The sequence below is a fragment of the Cellulosimicrobium sp. XJ-DQ-B-000 genome (assembly GCF_031119065.1).
Lineage (GTDB): Bacteria > Actinomycetota > Actinomycetes > Actinomycetales > Cellulomonadaceae > Cellulosimicrobium > Cellulosimicrobium funkei.
This window is the reverse complement of the sequence record NZ_JAVHYN010000002.1, coordinates 342,482-358,723: the sequence shown is the minus strand read 5'-3', so window position 1 is coordinate 358,723 and position 16,242 is coordinate 342,482. Positions and strand designations below refer to the sequence as shown.

General features: G+C 77.1%; 11 protein-coding genes and 1 riboswitch. Of the genes, 4 read left to right on the top strand and 7 right to left on the bottom strand.

Features of this window, described 5'->3' with window-relative positions:
* Positions 1 to 137: 137 nt before the first annotated feature.
* Positions 138 to 1,190: an LLM class flavin-dependent oxidoreductase gene (locus RDI86_RS05490; protein ID WP_061267132.1), complete on the bottom strand. Its 1,053-nt coding sequence runs from the start codon at positions 1,188 to 1,190 to the stop codon at positions 138 to 140.
* 71 nt (positions 1,191 to 1,261) lie between these two features.
* Between RDI86_RS05490 and RDI86_RS05485 the strand changes: the two genes are divergently transcribed.
* Positions 1,262 to 1,384 carry a hypothetical protein gene (locus tag RDI86_RS05485; RefSeq protein ID WP_021483523.1) on the top strand — a complete coding sequence of 41 codons (123 nt, stop codon included), beginning with the start codon at positions 1,262 to 1,264 and terminating at the stop codon, positions 1,382 to 1,384.
* Here RDI86_RS05485 and recD read toward each other — a convergent pair.
* Genes recD through recC form a run of 3 tightly spaced genes read right to left on the bottom strand, consistent with a single transcriptional unit; the run spans position 1,360 to position 10,423 of the window.
* On the bottom strand, positions 1,360 to 3,423 hold the full coding sequence (gene recD / locus RDI86_RS05480; RefSeq protein ID WP_308820894.1) for an exodeoxyribonuclease V subunit alpha: 2,064 nt from the start codon (positions 3,421 to 3,423) through the stop codon (positions 1,360 to 1,362). The two genes, RDI86_RS05485 and recD, sit on opposite strands and share 25 nt — an antisense overlap.
* Entirely contained in the window at positions 3,420 to 6,968 is a 3,549-nt protein-coding gene (locus RDI86_RS05475; protein ID WP_308820893.1) for a UvrD-helicase domain-containing protein, read from the bottom strand. The genes recD and RDI86_RS05475 overlap by 4 nt, the downstream gene beginning before the upstream one ends.
* On the bottom strand, positions 6,965 to 10,423 hold the full coding sequence (gene recC, locus RDI86_RS05470; RefSeq protein ID WP_308820955.1) for an exodeoxyribonuclease V subunit gamma: 3,459 nt from the start codon (positions 10,421 to 10,423) through the stop codon (positions 6,965 to 6,967). The genes RDI86_RS05475 and recC overlap by 4 nt, the downstream gene beginning before the upstream one ends.
* Positions 10,424 to 10,613: 190 nt before the next feature.
* On the opposite strand from recC, the gene RDI86_RS05465 reads away from it, so the two are divergent.
* A complete protein-coding gene (locus RDI86_RS05465) occupies positions 10,614 to 11,099 on the top strand; it encodes a hypothetical protein (RefSeq protein ID WP_076403629.1) in 486 nt (161 codons plus the stop codon).
* 21 nt (positions 11,100 to 11,120) lie between these two features.
* Here RDI86_RS05465 and RDI86_RS05460 read toward each other — a convergent pair whose 3' ends face one another.
* The 3 genes from RDI86_RS05460 to RDI86_RS05450 form a co-directional block, all read right to left on the bottom strand.
* The gene (locus RDI86_RS05460; RefSeq protein WP_061267129.1) at positions 11,121 to 11,843 is read right to left on the bottom strand and encodes a class I SAM-dependent methyltransferase; all 723 of its coding nucleotides are present in this window, start codon (positions 11,841 to 11,843) and stop codon (positions 11,121 to 11,123) included.
* 151 nt (positions 11,844 to 11,994) lie between these two features.
* A complete protein-coding gene (locus RDI86_RS05455) occupies positions 11,995 to 13,245 on the bottom strand; it encodes an O-succinylhomoserine sulfhydrylase (RefSeq protein WP_374990518.1) in 1,251 nt (416 codons plus the stop codon).
* On the bottom strand, positions 13,242 to 13,733 hold the full coding sequence (locus RDI86_RS05450; RefSeq protein ID WP_076403624.1) for a rhodanese-like domain-containing protein: 492 nt from the start codon (positions 13,731 to 13,733) through the stop codon (positions 13,242 to 13,244). The genes RDI86_RS05455 and RDI86_RS05450 overlap by 4 nt, the downstream gene beginning before the upstream one ends.
* 251 nt (positions 13,734 to 13,984) lie before the next feature.
* Between RDI86_RS05450 and RDI86_RS05445 the strand changes: the two genes are divergently transcribed.
* Positions 13,985 to 14,581 carry a hypothetical protein gene (locus tag RDI86_RS05445; RefSeq protein ID WP_308820892.1) on the top strand — a complete coding sequence of 199 codons (597 nt, stop codon included), beginning with the start codon at positions 13,985 to 13,987 and terminating at the stop codon, positions 14,579 to 14,581.
* Between the two features lie 45 nt (positions 14,582 to 14,626).
* Positions 14,627 to 14,742: riboswitch (SAM riboswitch) on the top strand.
* Positions 14,743 to 14,775: 33 nt separating this feature from the next.
* On the top strand, positions 14,776 to 16,209 hold the full coding sequence (locus RDI86_RS05440; protein ID WP_308820891.1) for an aminotransferase class V-fold PLP-dependent enzyme: 1,434 nt from the start codon (positions 14,776 to 14,778) through the stop codon (positions 16,207 to 16,209).
* The last annotated feature ends 33 nt before the right edge of the window (positions 16,210 to 16,242 follow it).

The window sequence follows — 16,242 nt, the reverse complement described above, 5'->3', positions numbered from 1 at the left end:
CGCTACCGCCTCCCACCGACGCCGCCGCGCCCCCGCCACGACGCCGCCGCCGACCACGACGCCGCTCCGCGTCGAGCACGACCTTGCTGTCGTGACGGGCGCTATGGCGACAGCAACGTCGTGCTCGGCGGGGAGGGTCAGACGGCGAGCTCGCCCGCGAGGAGCTCGAGCGTGCGCGCGCGGCCCGGCGTCGCGTCGAGCGCCTCGTCCGCCCGGGACGCGGCGACGGGCACGACCATGACCTCGTCCACGCCATGGCGCTCGGCGAGCCGACGGACCTCGGCCGCCGCGGCGTCGGGCGTGCCGACGGCCCAGCGGCGCAGGCTGTCCTCGACCATCTGCCCGGCCGCGCCGTCGAGCGGCGCGGCCTGCGCCTCCTCGACGGTCTCGAGCGCGGTGAGCGCCTGCCCGGTGCGCAGGCGCGCCATCATGCGGGCCTGGGGGAGGGCCCGGGCGCGCGCCTCGTCGTCGGTCTCCGCGACGACGGCGTTGAGGGTGAGGAACGTGCGGGGCTCGGGGAACGCCTCGCTCGGGCGGTAGCCCTCGCGGTACAGGGCGAGGATCTCGTCGATGCCCTGGCCCGAGAAGTGGTTCGCGAACACGTACGGCAGGCCGAGCTCGGCCGCGAGGCGCGCGGAGTAGTCGCTCGACCCGAGCAGCCAGACCGTCGGGGTGCCGTCCGCGGCGGGCGTCGCGTGCACGTCGTAGACCTGCCCGCTCGTGAGGCGCAGCGTCGCGCCCTGCGGGCTCATGAGCGCGAGGATGTCCGTGACGTGCTGGGGGAAGCGGTCGACGTCGGCCGTCGGGCCGGTGATGCGCAGGAGCTGCGTGACGACCGGGTCCGAGCCGGGGGCGCGGCCGAGGCCCAGGTCGACCCGCCCCGGCGCGATCGCCTCGAGCGCGGCGAACTGCTCGGCCACGACGAGCGGTGCGTGGTTGGGCAGCATGACGCCGCCCGAGCCGACGCGGATCCGGTCCGTCACCGACGCGGCCGCGGCGATCATCACGGGCGGGGTCGAGGCCGCGACCGCGGGCATGTTGTGGTGCTCGGCGAACCAGTAGCGCTCGAAGCCGAGCCGGTCGGCGAGGCGGACCAGGTCGAGCGACGCTCGCACCGCCTGGGTGCTGGACTGGCCCGAGCGGACGGGCACGAGGTCGAGGACGGACAGGCGGGGGGTCTGGGTGCTCACCCTGGTGCCAACCGGCCACCCCCGTGCCTCATTCCCCGGGGCGACCGCGCACGCCTGCCAGGATGGTCGCCATGGACGTCCCCTCGATGATCATGGGCGCCGCCGTCGCGTCCGTCGCCTGGATCGTGCTCGTGCCCTGGGGCCGCCTCAAGGAGCTGCGCGAGCGCGATCAGGCGGAGCGCACCGAGGACTGACCGCCGGGCAGCGGAGTCCGCAGCCCGCTCGCCCGGTGGACCGGGCTCGTCACCGCGGTGCGCACGGCGTCCTCGGAGCCGACGACGCGCACGAACGACTGCGCGCGCGTCACCGCCGTGTACAGCAGCTCGCGCGTGAGCAGCGGCGAGGTCGCGGGCGGCAGGACGAGCGTGACGCGGTCGAACTGGCTGCCCTGCGCGCGGTGGACCGTCATGGCGTGCACGGTCTCCACGGGCGGCAGCCGGTGCGTGCGCACGCGCAGCGGCGCGCGCGGGTCCCCGAACACGGCGACGACCCCGCCCGAGGGCTCCGCGACGAGCACGCCGGTGTCGCCGTTGTAGAGGCCGACGTCGGCGTCGTTCGTCGTGACGAGCAGGGGCCGCCCGGCGACCCACGGGGAGTCGGTCGCGTGGTGGCCGGTCGCCTCCTCGACCCACGCCTCGACCTGCGCCGCCCACCGGCCGCGCCCCGCGGGCCCGCGCCGGTGCGCCACCATGACGCGGTGCCGCGCGAGCGCGTCGAGCGCGGCGGCGGCTTCCCCGGCGCGCGCGGCCTCGACGAGCAGGGTCCCCGCCGCGACGGCGTCCGCGCGGACCGCGGCCAGCACCGCGTCGTCGGGCTCGTCGTCGGGCGCCTCGAGGAACTCCACGGACCCGTGCCCCGCGCGCAGCAGGGTGAGCGTCGCCTCCGCGTCCTCGGCCCGGATCGCGGCGGCGAGCGGCAGGATCTCCGAGTCGCGGTCCTGACGGTGGACGGTGCGCAGCCGGACGACGCCGTTGCCGAGCACCGCCCGGTCGTCGACCTCGCCGTCGGCGGGCGGCGGCGCGTCGGCCAGCGCGGTCTCGGCCGCCGCGAGCACGACCGGTGCGGTGGCCGGGGGCGTGACGGGCTCGCGGTGCACGAGGTCGCCGAGCACGGCGCCGGCCTCCACCGAGGCGAGCTGGTCCGGGTCCCCGACGAGCACGAGCCGCGCGTCGGGCCGCAGCGCCTCGAGCAGCCGCGCCATGAGCGGCAGCGCGACCATCGACGTCTCGTCGACGACGACGACGTCGTGCGGCAGGTGGTGGTGCGCGTCGTGGCGGAACCGGGTGCTGCTGCCCGGCCGGTACCCGAGCAGGCGGTGCAGCGTCGTCGCGACGGGCGTGCCGACGCGCGCGCGGTCGGCGGCGTCGCCGAACCCGGCGACGACCTCGCGCACCGCCTCCTGGAGCCGTGCGGCCGCCTTCCCGGTCGGGGCGGCGAGCGCGACGCGCAGCGCCGTGCCCTGGTCGGCCGGGACGTTCGCCCCCGCGCGCGACGGAGCGGGCGCCGCCGCGGTCGCGGGGCGGGCAGCGTCGTGCGGGACGGCGTCGTGCAGGACGGCGAGCAGCCGCGCGACCGTCGTCGTCTTGCCCGTGCCGGGGCCACCCGTGAGGACGGTGAGCCGGCGCGTGGCGGCGTGCGCGGCGGCGAGCCGCTGCCGCGTGTCCTCCGCCGCGGGGAAGAGGCGGGCCAGCGCGACGTCGAGGCGGTCGGCGTCGACCGGCAGGTCGGGCGCCGCGAGCCGACCGTCGACGTCGTGCCGGACCGCGAGCTCGTCGCGCCAGTAGCGGTCGAGGTACAGCGCGCCCCCGACCCAGCGCGCGGGCCTGTCGGGCGCGCCGTCGACCCCGACGGCGACCAGCGGGCTGCGCGCGACCGCGCCGGCCCACGCGGCGCGGTCCGGCCACGGCAGGTCCGCGGCGTCGGTCCGGGCGGCCTCCTCGTCCTCGGGCAGCGCCAGGGAGCCGAGGTCGTCGAGGCGCACGCACACGGAGCCGCTGCGCACGGCACGGACGGCGAGCGCGACGGCGAGCAGCACCTGGTCGTCGTGCTCGCCCGTGAGCCGGCCGAGCCGCAGCGCGACGCGCACGTCGGCGGCCGAGACCACGCGCGCGACGTTGAACGGCGCCAGGCCCGCCGGCACGCCGACGGCGAGCCGCGGGTCGCCCTCGTCGACCACGTCGCCCGCAGGAGGAGCGGTGGGCCGGAGCGTCGACCCGGGAGTGGTCGTGGTCATGCGCGACCTCCGTCGAGCAGGGCGGACAGGGCGACGACGAGCCCGGGCGGCGGGCTCCAGGCGACGACGCCGTACGGGGTGCCGTCGGGGCCGCGGGGCGTATCCGGCCCGGCCATGCCGCGCACGAAGAGGTACGCCCCGCCGGCGAGGTCGCGGTCGGGTTCGTAGTCGCGCACGCGCCACCGCAGGTAGCGGTGGAGCGCGACGAGGTAGAGCACGAGCTGCAGCGGGTAGTGCGAGGCGAGCATCGCGTCGCGCATGGCGTCGGGGTGGTAGTCGCCCACGGCGAGCGGGACCCCGGGCGGCCCGACGCGGTTCGTCTTGTAGTCGACGACCAGGTACCGGTGGCGGCCGCCCGGATCCCCGTCCGGAGCGCCGTCGGGACCCGGGGCGGGCACGCGCAGCACGGCGTCGATCGAGCCCGTGAGGTAGCCGCGCAGCGGGACGCCGCCGGTGCTCGTGCCCGTCTCGGACTCGTCGGCCAGCGCCGCCAGGAGGTCGGGGTATCGGGCGAACGCGTCGTCGGCGGGCAGGTGCGCCCGCAGGACGTCCGCGAGGTCGCGCAGCGTCGCGGGACGCACGCCCTCCGTCTCGTCGCCCCCGGCGAGCGGGAGCTCGAACTCGAGCTCGGGCAGCCGGTCCCGCGGGTCGACGTCGGCGAGCGTGAGCCCGCCCGCGATCGGGCCGAGCGGCGTGCGCAGCGACAGGCCGAGCGCCGTCGCGAGCGCGACGGGCTCGACGCCCGGCACGCGGACCGTCGCCGCCTGCGCGCAGCGGGCGCGCACCTCGGCGTCGAGGTCGTCGGCCGCGGTGTCGACGTACTCGAGGATCTCGTGCACGAGCGTGCCGAACGCGGTGCCGCCCGGCTGCCCCTCGTACGGGGACGGCACGTCCGCGCCGGGTCGCGGGGTCGAGGCCGGGGCCGAGGGCGCGGCGGTGTCGTCGTCGGCGGTCTCCTCCGGCTCGTCCTGCACGCCCGGGTCCTCGGGCTCGCTCTCGATCCCGCCGACCGGGCCGTGGTGCGCGGCCGCGGTCAGGGCCGAGTACGACGCCCGACGCCAGTCGCGGTCCGGGAGGTGGGCCGCGGTCGCGAGCGCGAGGTCCGTGCCCGACCGGGTGCCGGGCGACCAGCGCTCGCCCTTCGGCCGCGCGTCGACCTGCTCGACGACGACCGTCCCGCCCGACCGCGCCGCGACCGCCTCGAACGCGGACCGGACGGCGTCGTCGCGCATCGCGTCGGGCCGTGCGTGGCGCCCGGGCTCGCCGCCGAGCATCCGGTCGGCGAGCAGGAGGCGGGTGAGCGGTCCCGATCCGGTGCTGCGCTTCGTGGGGGTCCAGTGCACGACGACCTGGTGCCGAGCCCGGGTGAGCGCCACGTACAGCAGGCGCAGGTCCTCGCCGAGCTCTTCGTCGCGCCAGCGCGCCTTGGCGTCCACGAACCCGGGGGAGCCGACCCCGCCGAGGTGCAGCACGCGCTGCCCGTGGTCGTCGTGGAACGCGAACAGCTCCTGGTCGTCGGGCTCGAACCGCTCCCACCCGAACGGGACGTAGACGACGCCGAACTCCAGACCCTTCGCGGCGTGCACGGTGACGACCTGCACGGCGGCGGCGTCGGTCTCGAGACGGCGGGTGCGCTCGTCGGTGAAGACCGTCCCGACCTCGGCGATCCGGGTCCGGAGCCAGGCCGTGAGCGCGGCCGTGCCGAGCCCCTCGGTCGTCGCGGCCTCGTGCAGCGCCTGCGTGACGTGGCGCAGGTCGGTGAGGTAGCGCTCGCCGTCGGCGCGCGCCATGACACGGGCCGTCGCCCCGCGCCGTGCGGCGACCTCCGCGACCGCGGCCACGCCCCGGTCGGCGAGCAGGTGCGCCCAGGCCCGGACCGTGTCGCCGAGCTCGTCGTGGTCCGCGTCGTCCGCCGTCGCGAGGCGCTGCGCGTCCCAGCCGACGAACGGGGTGAGGGCGAGCGCCGTCGCGCGCCGGTGGAGGCCCGGCTGCTCCAGCGCCGCGAGGAGCGTGAGCCAGTCCTGCGCCGCGGCCGACCCGAACACGCTCGACGGCCCCGAGACGACCGCGGGCACGCCCAGCGCGACGAGCGCCGAGCGCACCGCCTCGGCCTGCGCGTTCGTGCGCGTCAGCACGGCGACGTCGCGCGGCTCGAGCGGGCGCCAGTGCGCCGCGTCGCCCGCCGCCCCGCCGACGTCGTCGCGCACGCGGTCGCCCCCGCCGGACGCGGTGCCGAGACGGCTCGCGACGTCGGCCGCGACGTCCTTCGCGAGCAGGCCGCGCGCGTCCGGGGCCGACGGCGCCGACGAGGCGCCCAGCCGGTAGGCGCGGCGCGTCACCTGCCGCAGCCGCACCGGCGCGCCGCCGGAGAACCGCGCCTCGGGGTGCGCCGCGTCGACCGGGCGCACGACGATGCGCGGGTCGCCGAGCGCCGTCTCGCCGAGCAGCGCGTGCAGGCCTGCGAGGAGCGGGCCGTCGCTGCGCCAGCTCGTGCTGAGCGTCGCGGTGTCCGTCGCGTCCTCGACGGCCTGCAGGTACGTCACGACGTCCGCGCCGCGGAACGCGTAGATCGCCTGCTTGGGGTCCCCGATGAGGACGAGCGCGCTGCTCTCGTCGGGCCGCCCGTGGAACGCGGTGCGCAGGATCGCCCACTGCTCGGGGTCCGTGTCCTGGAATTCGTCCACCATGACCACGCGGAACCTCGACCGGACGCGCTGCGTCGCCGTCGCACCGTGCTCCGGGTCGGTGAGGGCGCGGCGCAGCAGGACGAGGAGGTCGTCGTAGTCGAGCAGGTGCATCGCGCGCTTGCGCGCCTCCACCTCGCGGCGGGCGGCGACGGCGACCTCGTACCGCGCCGCGGCCACCGAGCCTTCGGCCGCGTCCGACGGCGCGACCACCGCCCCGTGGTCGCTCACCGCCGCGCGGGCGACCGCGCGCACGTCGCGCGGCGAGAGGATCGGCTCGCTCTGGTCGGCGAACCGCCGCACGTACAGGTCGTCCGTGACCTCCTCGACGAGGTCGGCCACGTCGGGCAGGAAGCTCGTCGCGAGGTCGACGTCGGCCGCCGTCCCGAGCGCGGTGAGCATCTGCTGGCAGAACCCGTGCGTCGTCGTGATCGTCGCGGCGTCGAGCTGGGACAGCGCGACGCGCAGGCGCTCGCGACGGCGGGCGAGCTCGTCGGCGTCGACCGCGGCGAGGAACCGGACGAGCTCGTCGGTGCTGTGCGCCGGGTCGGGGCCGCGCAGCGTGCGCTCGGTCGCGACGAGGCGCTCGCGCACGCGGTCGCGCAGCTCCGACGTCGCGGCCCGGCCGAACGTCACGAGCATGATCTCGGGCAGCGCCGCCACGCCCTCGGCGACGTAGCGCGTGGTGAGGGTCGCGATGGTGTGCGTCTTGCCCGTGCCGGCGCTCGCCTCGAGCACGATCGTCCCGCGCGGCAGGTCGCCGAACGGGTCGAAGCGCCGCGGGCTCCCCGCGTCGGGTCCGGGCACCGCGGGTCCGGACGCCGCGGCGGGCGTGGCGGGTGCGGACGTCGGGCCGCTCATCGCGCACCTCGCAGCTCGTGCTCCAGCAGGGGGTCCCACACGCGGCGCGCGAGCGCGCCGAGGCGGGTCGGGTCGTCGGGGAAGCGGCCCAGGTCGGCGGTCGTCGCGTGGCCCGCGAGGTCGGGGAGCGCCGGGTCCTGGCCCCACGCGAGCACGACGTACGGGTCCTTGCGCTCGAAGCCCTTGTTCCACGCCCACCCGGCGCGCATCAGGGCGTCGCGCGCGTCGGTGGTGCGCCGCTCCTCGGCGTAGCGGAGCGCGACCTCGGGCAGCAGCGGCAGGGGCTCGCGGGCGGCCTCGTCGCGCAGGGCCACGAGGTCGGCCAGCACGGCGGCCGCCGTGTCGCGGTCGGGCGGCGTGAGCGTCGACCACGCGACCCCCGGGCCGCGGGGCGATCGGCCGATCGCGACGGCGTCCCACGGGCGGTCCGGGTCGCTCACGCGCAGCGCGAGCGCCTGCACCCAGGCGCGCAGCCGGTGCTTCGGCCCGAGCCGCGAGTACTCCGTGCGCACCACGCGCGCGCCGTGCACGCCCGGCACGCTGCCGACGAGCGTGCCGCCGTCCGGGAGGGTGGCCCGCACGTCGACCGTCTCGGCGGAGCTCAGCACGTCCTGGCTCACGGGACGACCGGCCGCGACGTCGGCCTCGCGCGCGGCCTCGACGGACGCGACCCGGAGCGGCCCCACGGCCCGGACGACCTCCTGGAGCGCCGACCGGCCGAGCTCGCGCGGCGGGACCTGGCCGCGGCGCCACTCGGCCTGCATCGCGCGGTTCGGGTCGACGCCCGCGAGCGCGGCCCGCAGCACGCGGTCGCCCACGCCCCAGCCCGCGAGCCCCGTGAGGGAGAGGGGCAGCCGGTCCTCGACGTCCTCCTCCTCCAGCACGAGACCCACGTCGAGCGTGTGCTGCGCGAACCAGCGGGGTGCGTTCTCGAGCAGGCGGACCAGGTCGTCGAGCTCGACGTCGGCGCGGCGCCCGGTCGCCGTGGGCGACCCCGGTCCTTCCACGGAGCCGACGGCGGCACCGGTCGGCAGCGAGAGCGGTGCGCCGACGAGCGCCCCGACCGGCTCACGCTTCTCGCGCGCCTGGCGGGCCCCGGCGAACGCCGCGTCGTCGTGGCTGAACGGTCCGGGGACGCCGAGCGCGCCCGGCGTGAAGTTCCGCTCGTCGACCGTCTGGAGCGGGTGCTGCACGACGACGTGCTCCCGCGCGGGGCGCCCGTCGGCCGTGGTGGCCACCCGGTCCAGCGCGTCGAGCAGCTCCGCCACGGGCACCGCGGGCGGACGCGGCGCCCCGGTGCGCTCGTCGGCACCCGTGTGCAGGACGACGAGGTGGTCGCCCGCCGCGGCGACGGCGTCGAGGAAGATCTGCCGGTCCTCGCTGCGCGCGTCGCGCTCGCCGATCTCGGGGTGCCGGGCGAGCAGGTCGTCGCCCGCGGGCGCGGCGGTGCGGGGGAACACGCCGTCGTCGAGCCCGAGGAGGCAGACCACCCGGTGCGGCACGGAGCGCATCGGCTCGAGCGAGCACACGGTGAGCGCGCCCGTGCGGAACCCGGCGCGCGTCGGGCGCCCGGCCAGGCGGTCGTCGAGCAGCGCCCGCACGTCCGCGAGCCGCAGCGCGACGCCGCCGTGCGCGGCACCCGCCGCCCGCACGTCGCCCAGCACGCGGCGCGCAGAGCCGATCTGCCACGCCTCCGTCGGCGGCGCCTCCGCCAGGAGCGTGAGCGCGCGGTCGAGGGTGTTGAGCCAGTGCGCGAGCGGGTGCACGCCGTCGAGACCGCGCAGGATCTCCGTGAGCCGCGCGACGAGCTCCGCGAGCCGGCCCGCGAGGTCCACGTCCGTCGAGCCGACGTCGTCCAGCGGGAGCGCGGGCCCGACGAACCGGGCGTCCTCGTCGGCCATCGCGGCGCCGAGCAGGATGCGGTCGAGCGCCGCGTCCCACGTGCCCTGCCGCACGTGCCCGTCGATCCCGAAGCGGGCGCGACGCTCGCCGTCCTCGCCCCAGTGGACCCCCGCCTCGACGGCCCACTGCCGCAGCCGGTCGACGTCGTCGTCGGAGAAGCGGAACCGGCGGCGGACCGGGCCGCTCGCCGCGAGGTCGAGCACCTCGGACGCCGTGACGCGGCCGTCCGCGAGGCGCAGCAGCGTGGCGAGCAGCGCGAGCACAGGGTTGGTGGTCCCGGCGCCGCGGTCCGCGAGGCTGACCCGCAGCCGCTGGCCCGGGTGCGCGTCTTCGCCCAGCTCAGGGACGGCGCCGAAGGTCGCGGTGACGAGCGGCGCGAACGTCTCGACGTCGGGGCACAGCACGATGACGTCGCGCGCCTGGAGCGTCGGGTCGGCGGAGAACAGGCCGACGAGCGTCTCGCGCAGCACCTCGACCTGCCGGGCGCGGCCGTGGCACGCGAGCACCTGCACGGAGCGGTCCGTCGGGTCCAGCACGTGCGCGCCGTCCGGATCGTCGGCCCGCAGCGCGGACTGCAGCGCGCCGAGCAGGGTCGGCGGCGGGGGCGCCGCCTCGTGGTGGGTCTCGCGCGCCTCGCCCGCGGCGAGCCGCAGCTGCAGCTCGACCGTGTCCCGGCCGGTGGACGCGAGGAACGGGTGGCGCGCGAACGTCGGCAGGTCCGCGCGACGCCGGACGGGCGCGCCCGCGCGGTCCGAGCCCGGGTCCGCGTCGCCCTTGGAGGGGTCGCCGGCGGACGCGGCGACCGTCGCCCACAGCGCCGGCGAGGGGTGCACGAGCCACAGGTGGACGTCGCGGTGCGCGGCGAGCGCGCGCAGGACCCGGAGCTCGTCCTCGGGGAGCCGCGTGGGCCCGAACACGGACAGCCGCGGCGGCAGGTCGACGGCCGCCGGGTCCGCGTGCAGCGCCGCGACCGCCTCCGTCACGCGCCGTGCCGGGTCCGTCGCCGGGACGCGCTCCACCAGGCGGCGCCACAGCTCGGGCTGCCACGCGAGGTCGTCCGGCGCGACGGCGGTCCCCGTGACCGGGGCCGACCACGCGAGCACGACCTCGGGCCGCTGGCGGGCGTAGTCGACCAGGAGGTCCGCGAGCCGTCGCGCGAGCGTGAGCCGCCGGCCCCGCCGCACCTCGTCGCTCGGGTCGCCGACGTAGCGCGCGAGCGGCGCCGCCCAGGGCTCGGCGAGGTGCGCGTCGAGCACCTCGAGCACCGACCACGCGAGCCGCTCGGGCCGCCACGGGTCGTCGTCGGGGTCGAGGTCCGTGAGGTCGGCCACGACCTGCTCGACGAGCCGCCGCGGGCCCCGGAAATCCACGTTCGCGCAGATCCCCGCCGTCTCGCCCGCGCCCAGGTGGTGCGAGAGCCGCTGCGCGAGCCACCGCTCCACCCCGCGCGTCGGGACCGCCACGACGTCCGGCGTGAACGGGTCCGCCGGGACCTCCGCGAGCACGGCGGCGAGCGGCGCCACGAGCGCCTCGGCACGCTCGGAGCGGTGCACGTGCAGCAAGAGGACCCCTGTCGATGGTGGTGGCGTGATCATGTGCCCGGCCCGCGGCCGTGCGCTACGAGGAATCTACGAGGTGCGACCCACACCGTCGAACCGCCGTCCACAGGCGGCCCGGGGACTACGGTGTCCGCACCGCACGCGCGCGGAGGCCGCGGCGGAATCAGCACCCGAGGGAGGACCGATGCGGCAGCGGAGGACGACGGCCGTGCTGTGCACGATCGCCGACGGCGCCTCGCCGGGCACCGTCGCGGCCGCGTGTCGCGGCGCGCTCCTGGCGCTGCGCGACCGGGTGGCACGGCTCCAGGTCGACGTGTACTCCGACGAGCCGTGGCCACCGGACGCGACCGACGCGGTGCACGCCTTGGAGGAGCTGTGCCGCGCACGACGCGGACGCCTCGCCCGGCGCTTCGGGTGGGAGCCCCCGATCTCGCTCGAGCTCGACCCGCGCGACGACCGCGAGCTCGACCTCGCCCTCGCCGTCGCCCCCTTCACGATCTGCGGCTCGGGCTTCGACGAGCACTGGACGCTGCTCTGGGACGTGAACGACACCGGGACGTCGGTGAGCTTCCTCCTGCTGCCGCACGAGCTGGACGCGGTCCGGTCGCACGTCGCACGGTCGGGCGGCCGCCCGGAGGACGTCGTCGTGCTGGGCGACCGTCGCGGCTGACACGATCGCGCTTCGCGCGGCTCAGCCGCGCCGTGCCACGAAGACCCACTCGCGACCCGGGCGGTCGGGCGCGTCCCGGACGTCCACGACCTCGAACCCGCACGCCACGAGCGACGTCTCGACCTCCTCGCGCTCCCGGAAGCGCAGCGTCGAGTCGGAGTGGAGCGTGGTGCCGTCGGGCAGCACGGTCGTGTCGTGGAAGGACACGAAGGGGAGCGACACGTCGGTGAGGTCGGTCCAGGACTCGACCGGGCCGACGTCGGGCACGTCCACGCGCGTGGTCGTCGCCTCGCGGACCCACCCCTCCCAGGCCCGACGGGCGGGCACGCGCGTCTCGAGCACCAGCCACCCGCCCGGCGCGAGCGCGTCGTGGACGCCCCGCAGCGTCGCGGCCCACGCGTCGTCGGTGAGGAACACCTGCGCGACGTTCGCCGTCATCGTCGCGAGGTCGACCTGGAGCGGGGGGAGGGCCGTCGCGTCGCCGTGCAGCCAGCGCACGCGCTCGGCGCCTGGCTTCGTGCGGGCGACGTCGAGCGACGCACCCGCCGGGTCGAGGCCGACCACCTCGACGCCGCGCTGCGCGAGCAGGCACGCGAACGTCCCGGTGCCGCACCCGACGTCGAGCACTCGGCGCGCGCCCAGCTCGTCGACGATCGCGACGTAGGCGTCGAGGTCGGACCGGTCCGGGTCGAGCGGGTCGTAGAGGGCGGCGAGGCGGGGGTCGTCGAAGAGGGCGTCGGGCACCCGACGACGCTACGAAAGCTCACGCGACCGGTCCACCCGATCCTGGGAAGCCCCCGGTGCCGACCAGGCTCCTCCTGCCCGCCGAGCAGGTGGTCGTGGCCCGTCCCGGCGCCGGGACGGGCCGATACCGCCTGCTCGGCGGGAGGCGGGGTCAGGAGTTCAGGGCTTGCTCGACGTCCTCGATGATGTCTTGCGGGTCTTCCAGGCCCACCGACAGGCGCACGGTCGTCTCCGCGATCCCGACGGCGGCGCGGCCCTCGGGGCCGAGCTTGCGGTGGGTCGTGGTGGCCGGGTGCGTGACGAGCGACTTCGCGTCGCCGAGGTTGTTCGAGATGTCGACGACCTGCAGCGCGTCGAGGAAGGTGAACGCGCGCTTCTTCGCCGTCTCGGGGTCGGTGCCCTCGGGCACGGCGAGGTCGAACGTCACGACGGTCCCGCCGCCACTCTGCTGCGACCGCGCGAGCTCGCGCTGCGGGTGCGACGCGAGGAACGGGTAGCGCACGCGGCCGATCCCGGGGAGCTGCTCCAGCGCCTCCGCGACCTGCGCCGCCGCGGCGTTCTGCGCGGCGACGCGCAGGGGCAGCGTCTCGAGGCCCTTGAGCAGCACCCACGCGTTGAACGCCGAGAGCGACGGCCCGGTGTTGCGGATGAAGGTCTGCACCGGGCCGGTGACGTACTCCTCGGTCCCGAGGATCGCGCCGCCGAGCACGCGGCCCTGCCCGTCGATGTGCTTGGTCGCCGAGTAGACGACGACGTCGGCCCCGAGCTCGAGCGGCCGCTGCAGCAACGGCGTCGCGAACACGTTGTCGAGCACGACGACCGCGCCGGCGGCGTGCGCGAGCTCGCTCACGCGCCGCGCGTCGACGATGTCCTGCATGGGGTTGGACGGCGTCTCGAAGAACACGACGTCCGCGGGGGTGGACAGCGCCTCCTCCCACTGCGACAGCACGTGGCCGTCGACGTAGTCCGTCCGCACGCCCCACTTCGCGAAGATCTCGTCGAAGATGACGAGGCTCGACCCGAACAGCGCGCGCGCCGCGACGATGCGCGACCCGGACCGCACCAGCGCGGCGAGCGCCGTGAACACGGCGGACATACCGGACGCCGTCGCGTAGCACGCCTCCGCACCCTCCAGGAGGCGCAGGCGCTCCTCGAACGTGTGCACGGTCGGGTTGCCGTAGCGTGAGTAGACGAACCGGTCGAGCTCTCCCTTGAACGCCGCCTCGGCGTCCGCCGCACGGTCGTACGTGTAGCCCTGCGTGAGGAACAGCGCCTCGGACGTCTCCTGGAACTCGGTGCGCGCGTGGCCGCCGCGCACGGCGAGCGTCGCGGGACGGGCGCTCGCGGGCAGGGGCTTGCGGCCGGAGCCGCCGGGCACGCTCCCGGGCACGACCGCGCTCACCGGGCGGCCTCGTCGAACGTCGTGGTGGGCAGCCCGCGGACCTTCCAGCCCTCGACGTCCCGCAGGCCCGAGAACCCCTGGGCGCCCTCGAAGCCCTCGAGCACGTTGTACGACGGCCCGAGCCCGGCGGCCGTGGCCGCGCGCGCCGCGCCGATCGACCGCTGGCCCGAGCGGCACAGGAACACGACGGGGCGCTCGTCGCCGGGGGTCAGGCCTGCTTCGACGAGCCGGTCGAGGAACCGCGGGTTGGGCCCCGCCGGGGTCACCCACTCGTCGAACAGGACGTCGCGGCCGAGCTGAGTGGCGTCGGGCACGCCGATGGTGCGCCACTCGCCCTCGGTGCGGACGTCCACGAGCACGGCGCGCTCGTCGTGCGCGAGCAGGTCCCATGCCTGCTGCGGGGTGAGGTCGCCGGCGTAGCCGACGGCGGGACGCGCCTCGGGGGGTGCCGGCCAGGGTGCCGACGCCTGCTGGGACTGGTCGCTCATGAGAGTCCTCCTCCATCGATCGTGGCAGTAGCACCCTGCGCCCGGCCGCCGAGGCGGTCCGGGGGGTTGCTGCGGCGTCGACGTGCCACGTCACTCGGCCGCTCCGGATGGTTGGCTCGGATCGTACGCCACGCGTCCGACGTGCGGAACGCCCGTCTCGGGGAGCGGCCCGTGAGGGGTGCTCGACGCCGCGCGGCTCCGCTAGCGTGGCCGCGCGGCCGGGCGGGGGTCCCGGCGGGCGGGGGGAGTCGATGCAGACGGGACGAGCACGCGCTGCGGGCGCGGGCGTGGCGGCGGTCGTCGTCGCGGCGGGCGCTTGGTGGTGGGCCGCGTCCGGCGGGGAGGAGCCCCCGCAGGGTGTCGTGAGCGTGGGGCCCGTCGGGGACGATGCCGCGCGGACGCCCGGGGAGCGGCCGTCCGTCCACCCGGTTCGCCCCGAGGGCGAGCGGCCCGACGGCGAGCGGCTCGACCCGCCCCCGCCGTCGTCGGACGGGGCCGCGGCGCACCGGGGCGAGCCGGTCGACCTGGCCGATCACACGGTCGGCGGGTACGAGGGCTGGTGGAGCTCCGACGGGAACGGCGCGGCGTGCGACGCCTACGCCGACGCGCACCCGGAGGTCGTGCTCGCGAGCACCCGCACGGGCGCGGTGATCGAGGCCCACACGCGCGGTGTGCGCCTCCAGCGCCCGCCGGCGACACCGCCGGGCGACCCGGCGCGGTGGCCGGCCGACTCGGTCGTCGTGCTCGACGCCGGCACGGGGGAGGTGCTCGAGTCGTTCGCGGTCGACGAGTCGGGGTGGCGCCTGGAGACGCCCGTGGGCTGCGTCCCGCCATCCGAGACGCCGTGACCACCGGTTGACACGCCACCGTGCGCGCGGACATCCTGGTCCGCAGGTCATGAGTGCCAGCGCGAAACCCCGGTTTGCTGGCCGGCAACCCTCCTCTCGCGGCGGGGTGCCCCGGGTGACGACCAGGCCGCACGCCGACCGGCGGGCGGCAAGCGCGGGGAGGTTCTCCCCGGACGACCCTGGAGGACTGTGCCATGACTGCTCTCGCGGACGTCTCGTGTCCCACCGACGCCCCGGCCCCTGACCTCGCGGCGCTCGCCGACGCGCCCGCGCTCCTGCCCGTCGTCGGCGGGGACACGCTCGTCCCGCTCGTCGACGGCCGCAGCGTGCCGTACGCGAACCTCGACGTCGCGGCCTCGGCCCCGGCGCTGCGCTCGGTCGCGGACCGCGTGACCGAGGTGCTGCCGCTCTACGCGAGCGTGCACCGCGGCGCGGGCTACCTCTCGCAGGTCTCCACGGCGCTCTACGAGGCGTCGCGCCGCACGATCGGTGCGTTCGTCGGCGCACGCGAGGACGACGTCACGGTCGTCACGCGCAACACGACCGACTCGCTCAACCTGCTCGCGGGCTGCGTCCCGGCGAACGCGGACGGCACGCCCGGGCGCGTGCTCGTCCTCGACGTCGAGCACCACGCGAACCTGCTGCCGTGGCAGCGCGCCGGCGGCGCGACGGTCCTCGCGGGCGGCGCGTCCGTCGCGGAGACGCTCTCGGGCCTGCGCACCGAGCTCGCGCGCTTCCCGTACGCGCTCGTCGCCGTGACCGGCGCCTCCAACGTCACGGGCGAGTCCCTGCCCGTCGCCGAGGTCGTCCGCGCCGCGCACGACGCGGGGGCGCGCGTCGTGCTCGACGGCGCTCAGCTCGTCCCGCACCGCGGGTTCTCGCTCGCCGCGTCGGGCGTCGACTACGTCGCGTTCTCCGGGCACAAGACCTACGCGCCGTTCGGCGCGGGGGCGCTCGTCGGGCGGCGCGACTGGCTCGACGCGGGCACCCCCTACCTCGCGGGCGGCGGCGCCGTGCGCCAGGTCGCGGTGACCGGGACCCAGTGGCAGACGGCGCCCGCGCGCCACGAGGCCGGCTCGCCGAACGTGGTGGGCGCTGCGGCGCTCGCGGCGGCGTGCGACGCGCTCGCCGCGCTCGACCCGACCGACCTGCACGCGCACGAGGCGGCGCTCCGCGCGGCCCTCGTCGCGGGCCTGGAGGCGGTCCCGGGTGTCCGGGTCGTGCGCGTGTGGGACGACGCCGTCGACCCGGTCGGCGTCGTGACGTTCGCCGTCGAGGGCCACGACCCGGGCCTCGTCGCCGCCTACCTCTCGGCCGAGCACGGCATCGGCGTGCGCGACGGCCGGTTCTGCGCGCACCCGCTGCTCGCGCGCCTCGGCTACGACGCGGGCGCGATCCGCGCCTCGGTGGGCGTCGGGACGACCGGTGCGGACGTCGTGCGTCTCGTCGAGGCCGTGCGCGCGTACGTCGAGCAGGGCCCGGCCACCCGGTACGAGGTCGTCGACGGCTGCTGGGCCGTCGTGGACGACCCCCGCCCGGTCCCCGTGGGGTCCGGCCTGGAAGGGCTCTTCGCGACCGCGGCGGCGGGCTTCCTCGCCGACGCGGCGGGGTGCGGACCGGCCGTCTGACCGTCACCGGCGGCCGACGCGGCAGCCTGTTCA

What these genes read in the sequence shown, in the direction of transcription:
- RDI86_RS05445 (WP_308820892.1), top strand. Translation starts at nt 13,985, where the DNA reads ATGCAGACGGGACGAGCACGCGCTGCGGGCGCGGGCGTGGCGGCGGTC.
- RDI86_RS05450 (WP_076403624.1), bottom strand. Translation starts at nt 13,733, where the DNA reads ATGAGCGACCAGTCCCAGCAGGCGTCGGCACCCTGGCCGGCACCCCCC.
- recD (WP_308820894.1), bottom strand. Translation starts at nt 3,423, where the DNA reads ATGACCACGACCACTCCCGGGTCGACGCTCCGGCCCACCGCTCCTCCT.
- RDI86_RS05475 (WP_308820893.1), bottom strand. Translation starts at nt 6,968, where the DNA reads ATGAGCGGCCCGACGTCCGCACCCGCCACGCCCGCCGCGGCGTCCGGA.
- RDI86_RS05485 (WP_021483523.1), top strand. Translation starts at nt 1,262, where the DNA reads ATGGACGTCCCCTCGATGATCATGGGCGCCGCCGTCGCGTCCGTCGCC.
- RDI86_RS05465 (WP_076403629.1), top strand. Translation starts at nt 10,614, where the DNA reads ATGCGGCAGCGGAGGACGACGGCCGTGCTGTGCACGATCGCCGACGGC.
- RDI86_RS05440 (WP_308820891.1), top strand. Translation starts at nt 14,776, where the DNA reads ATGACTGCTCTCGCGGACGTCTCGTGTCCCACCGACGCCCCGGCCCCT.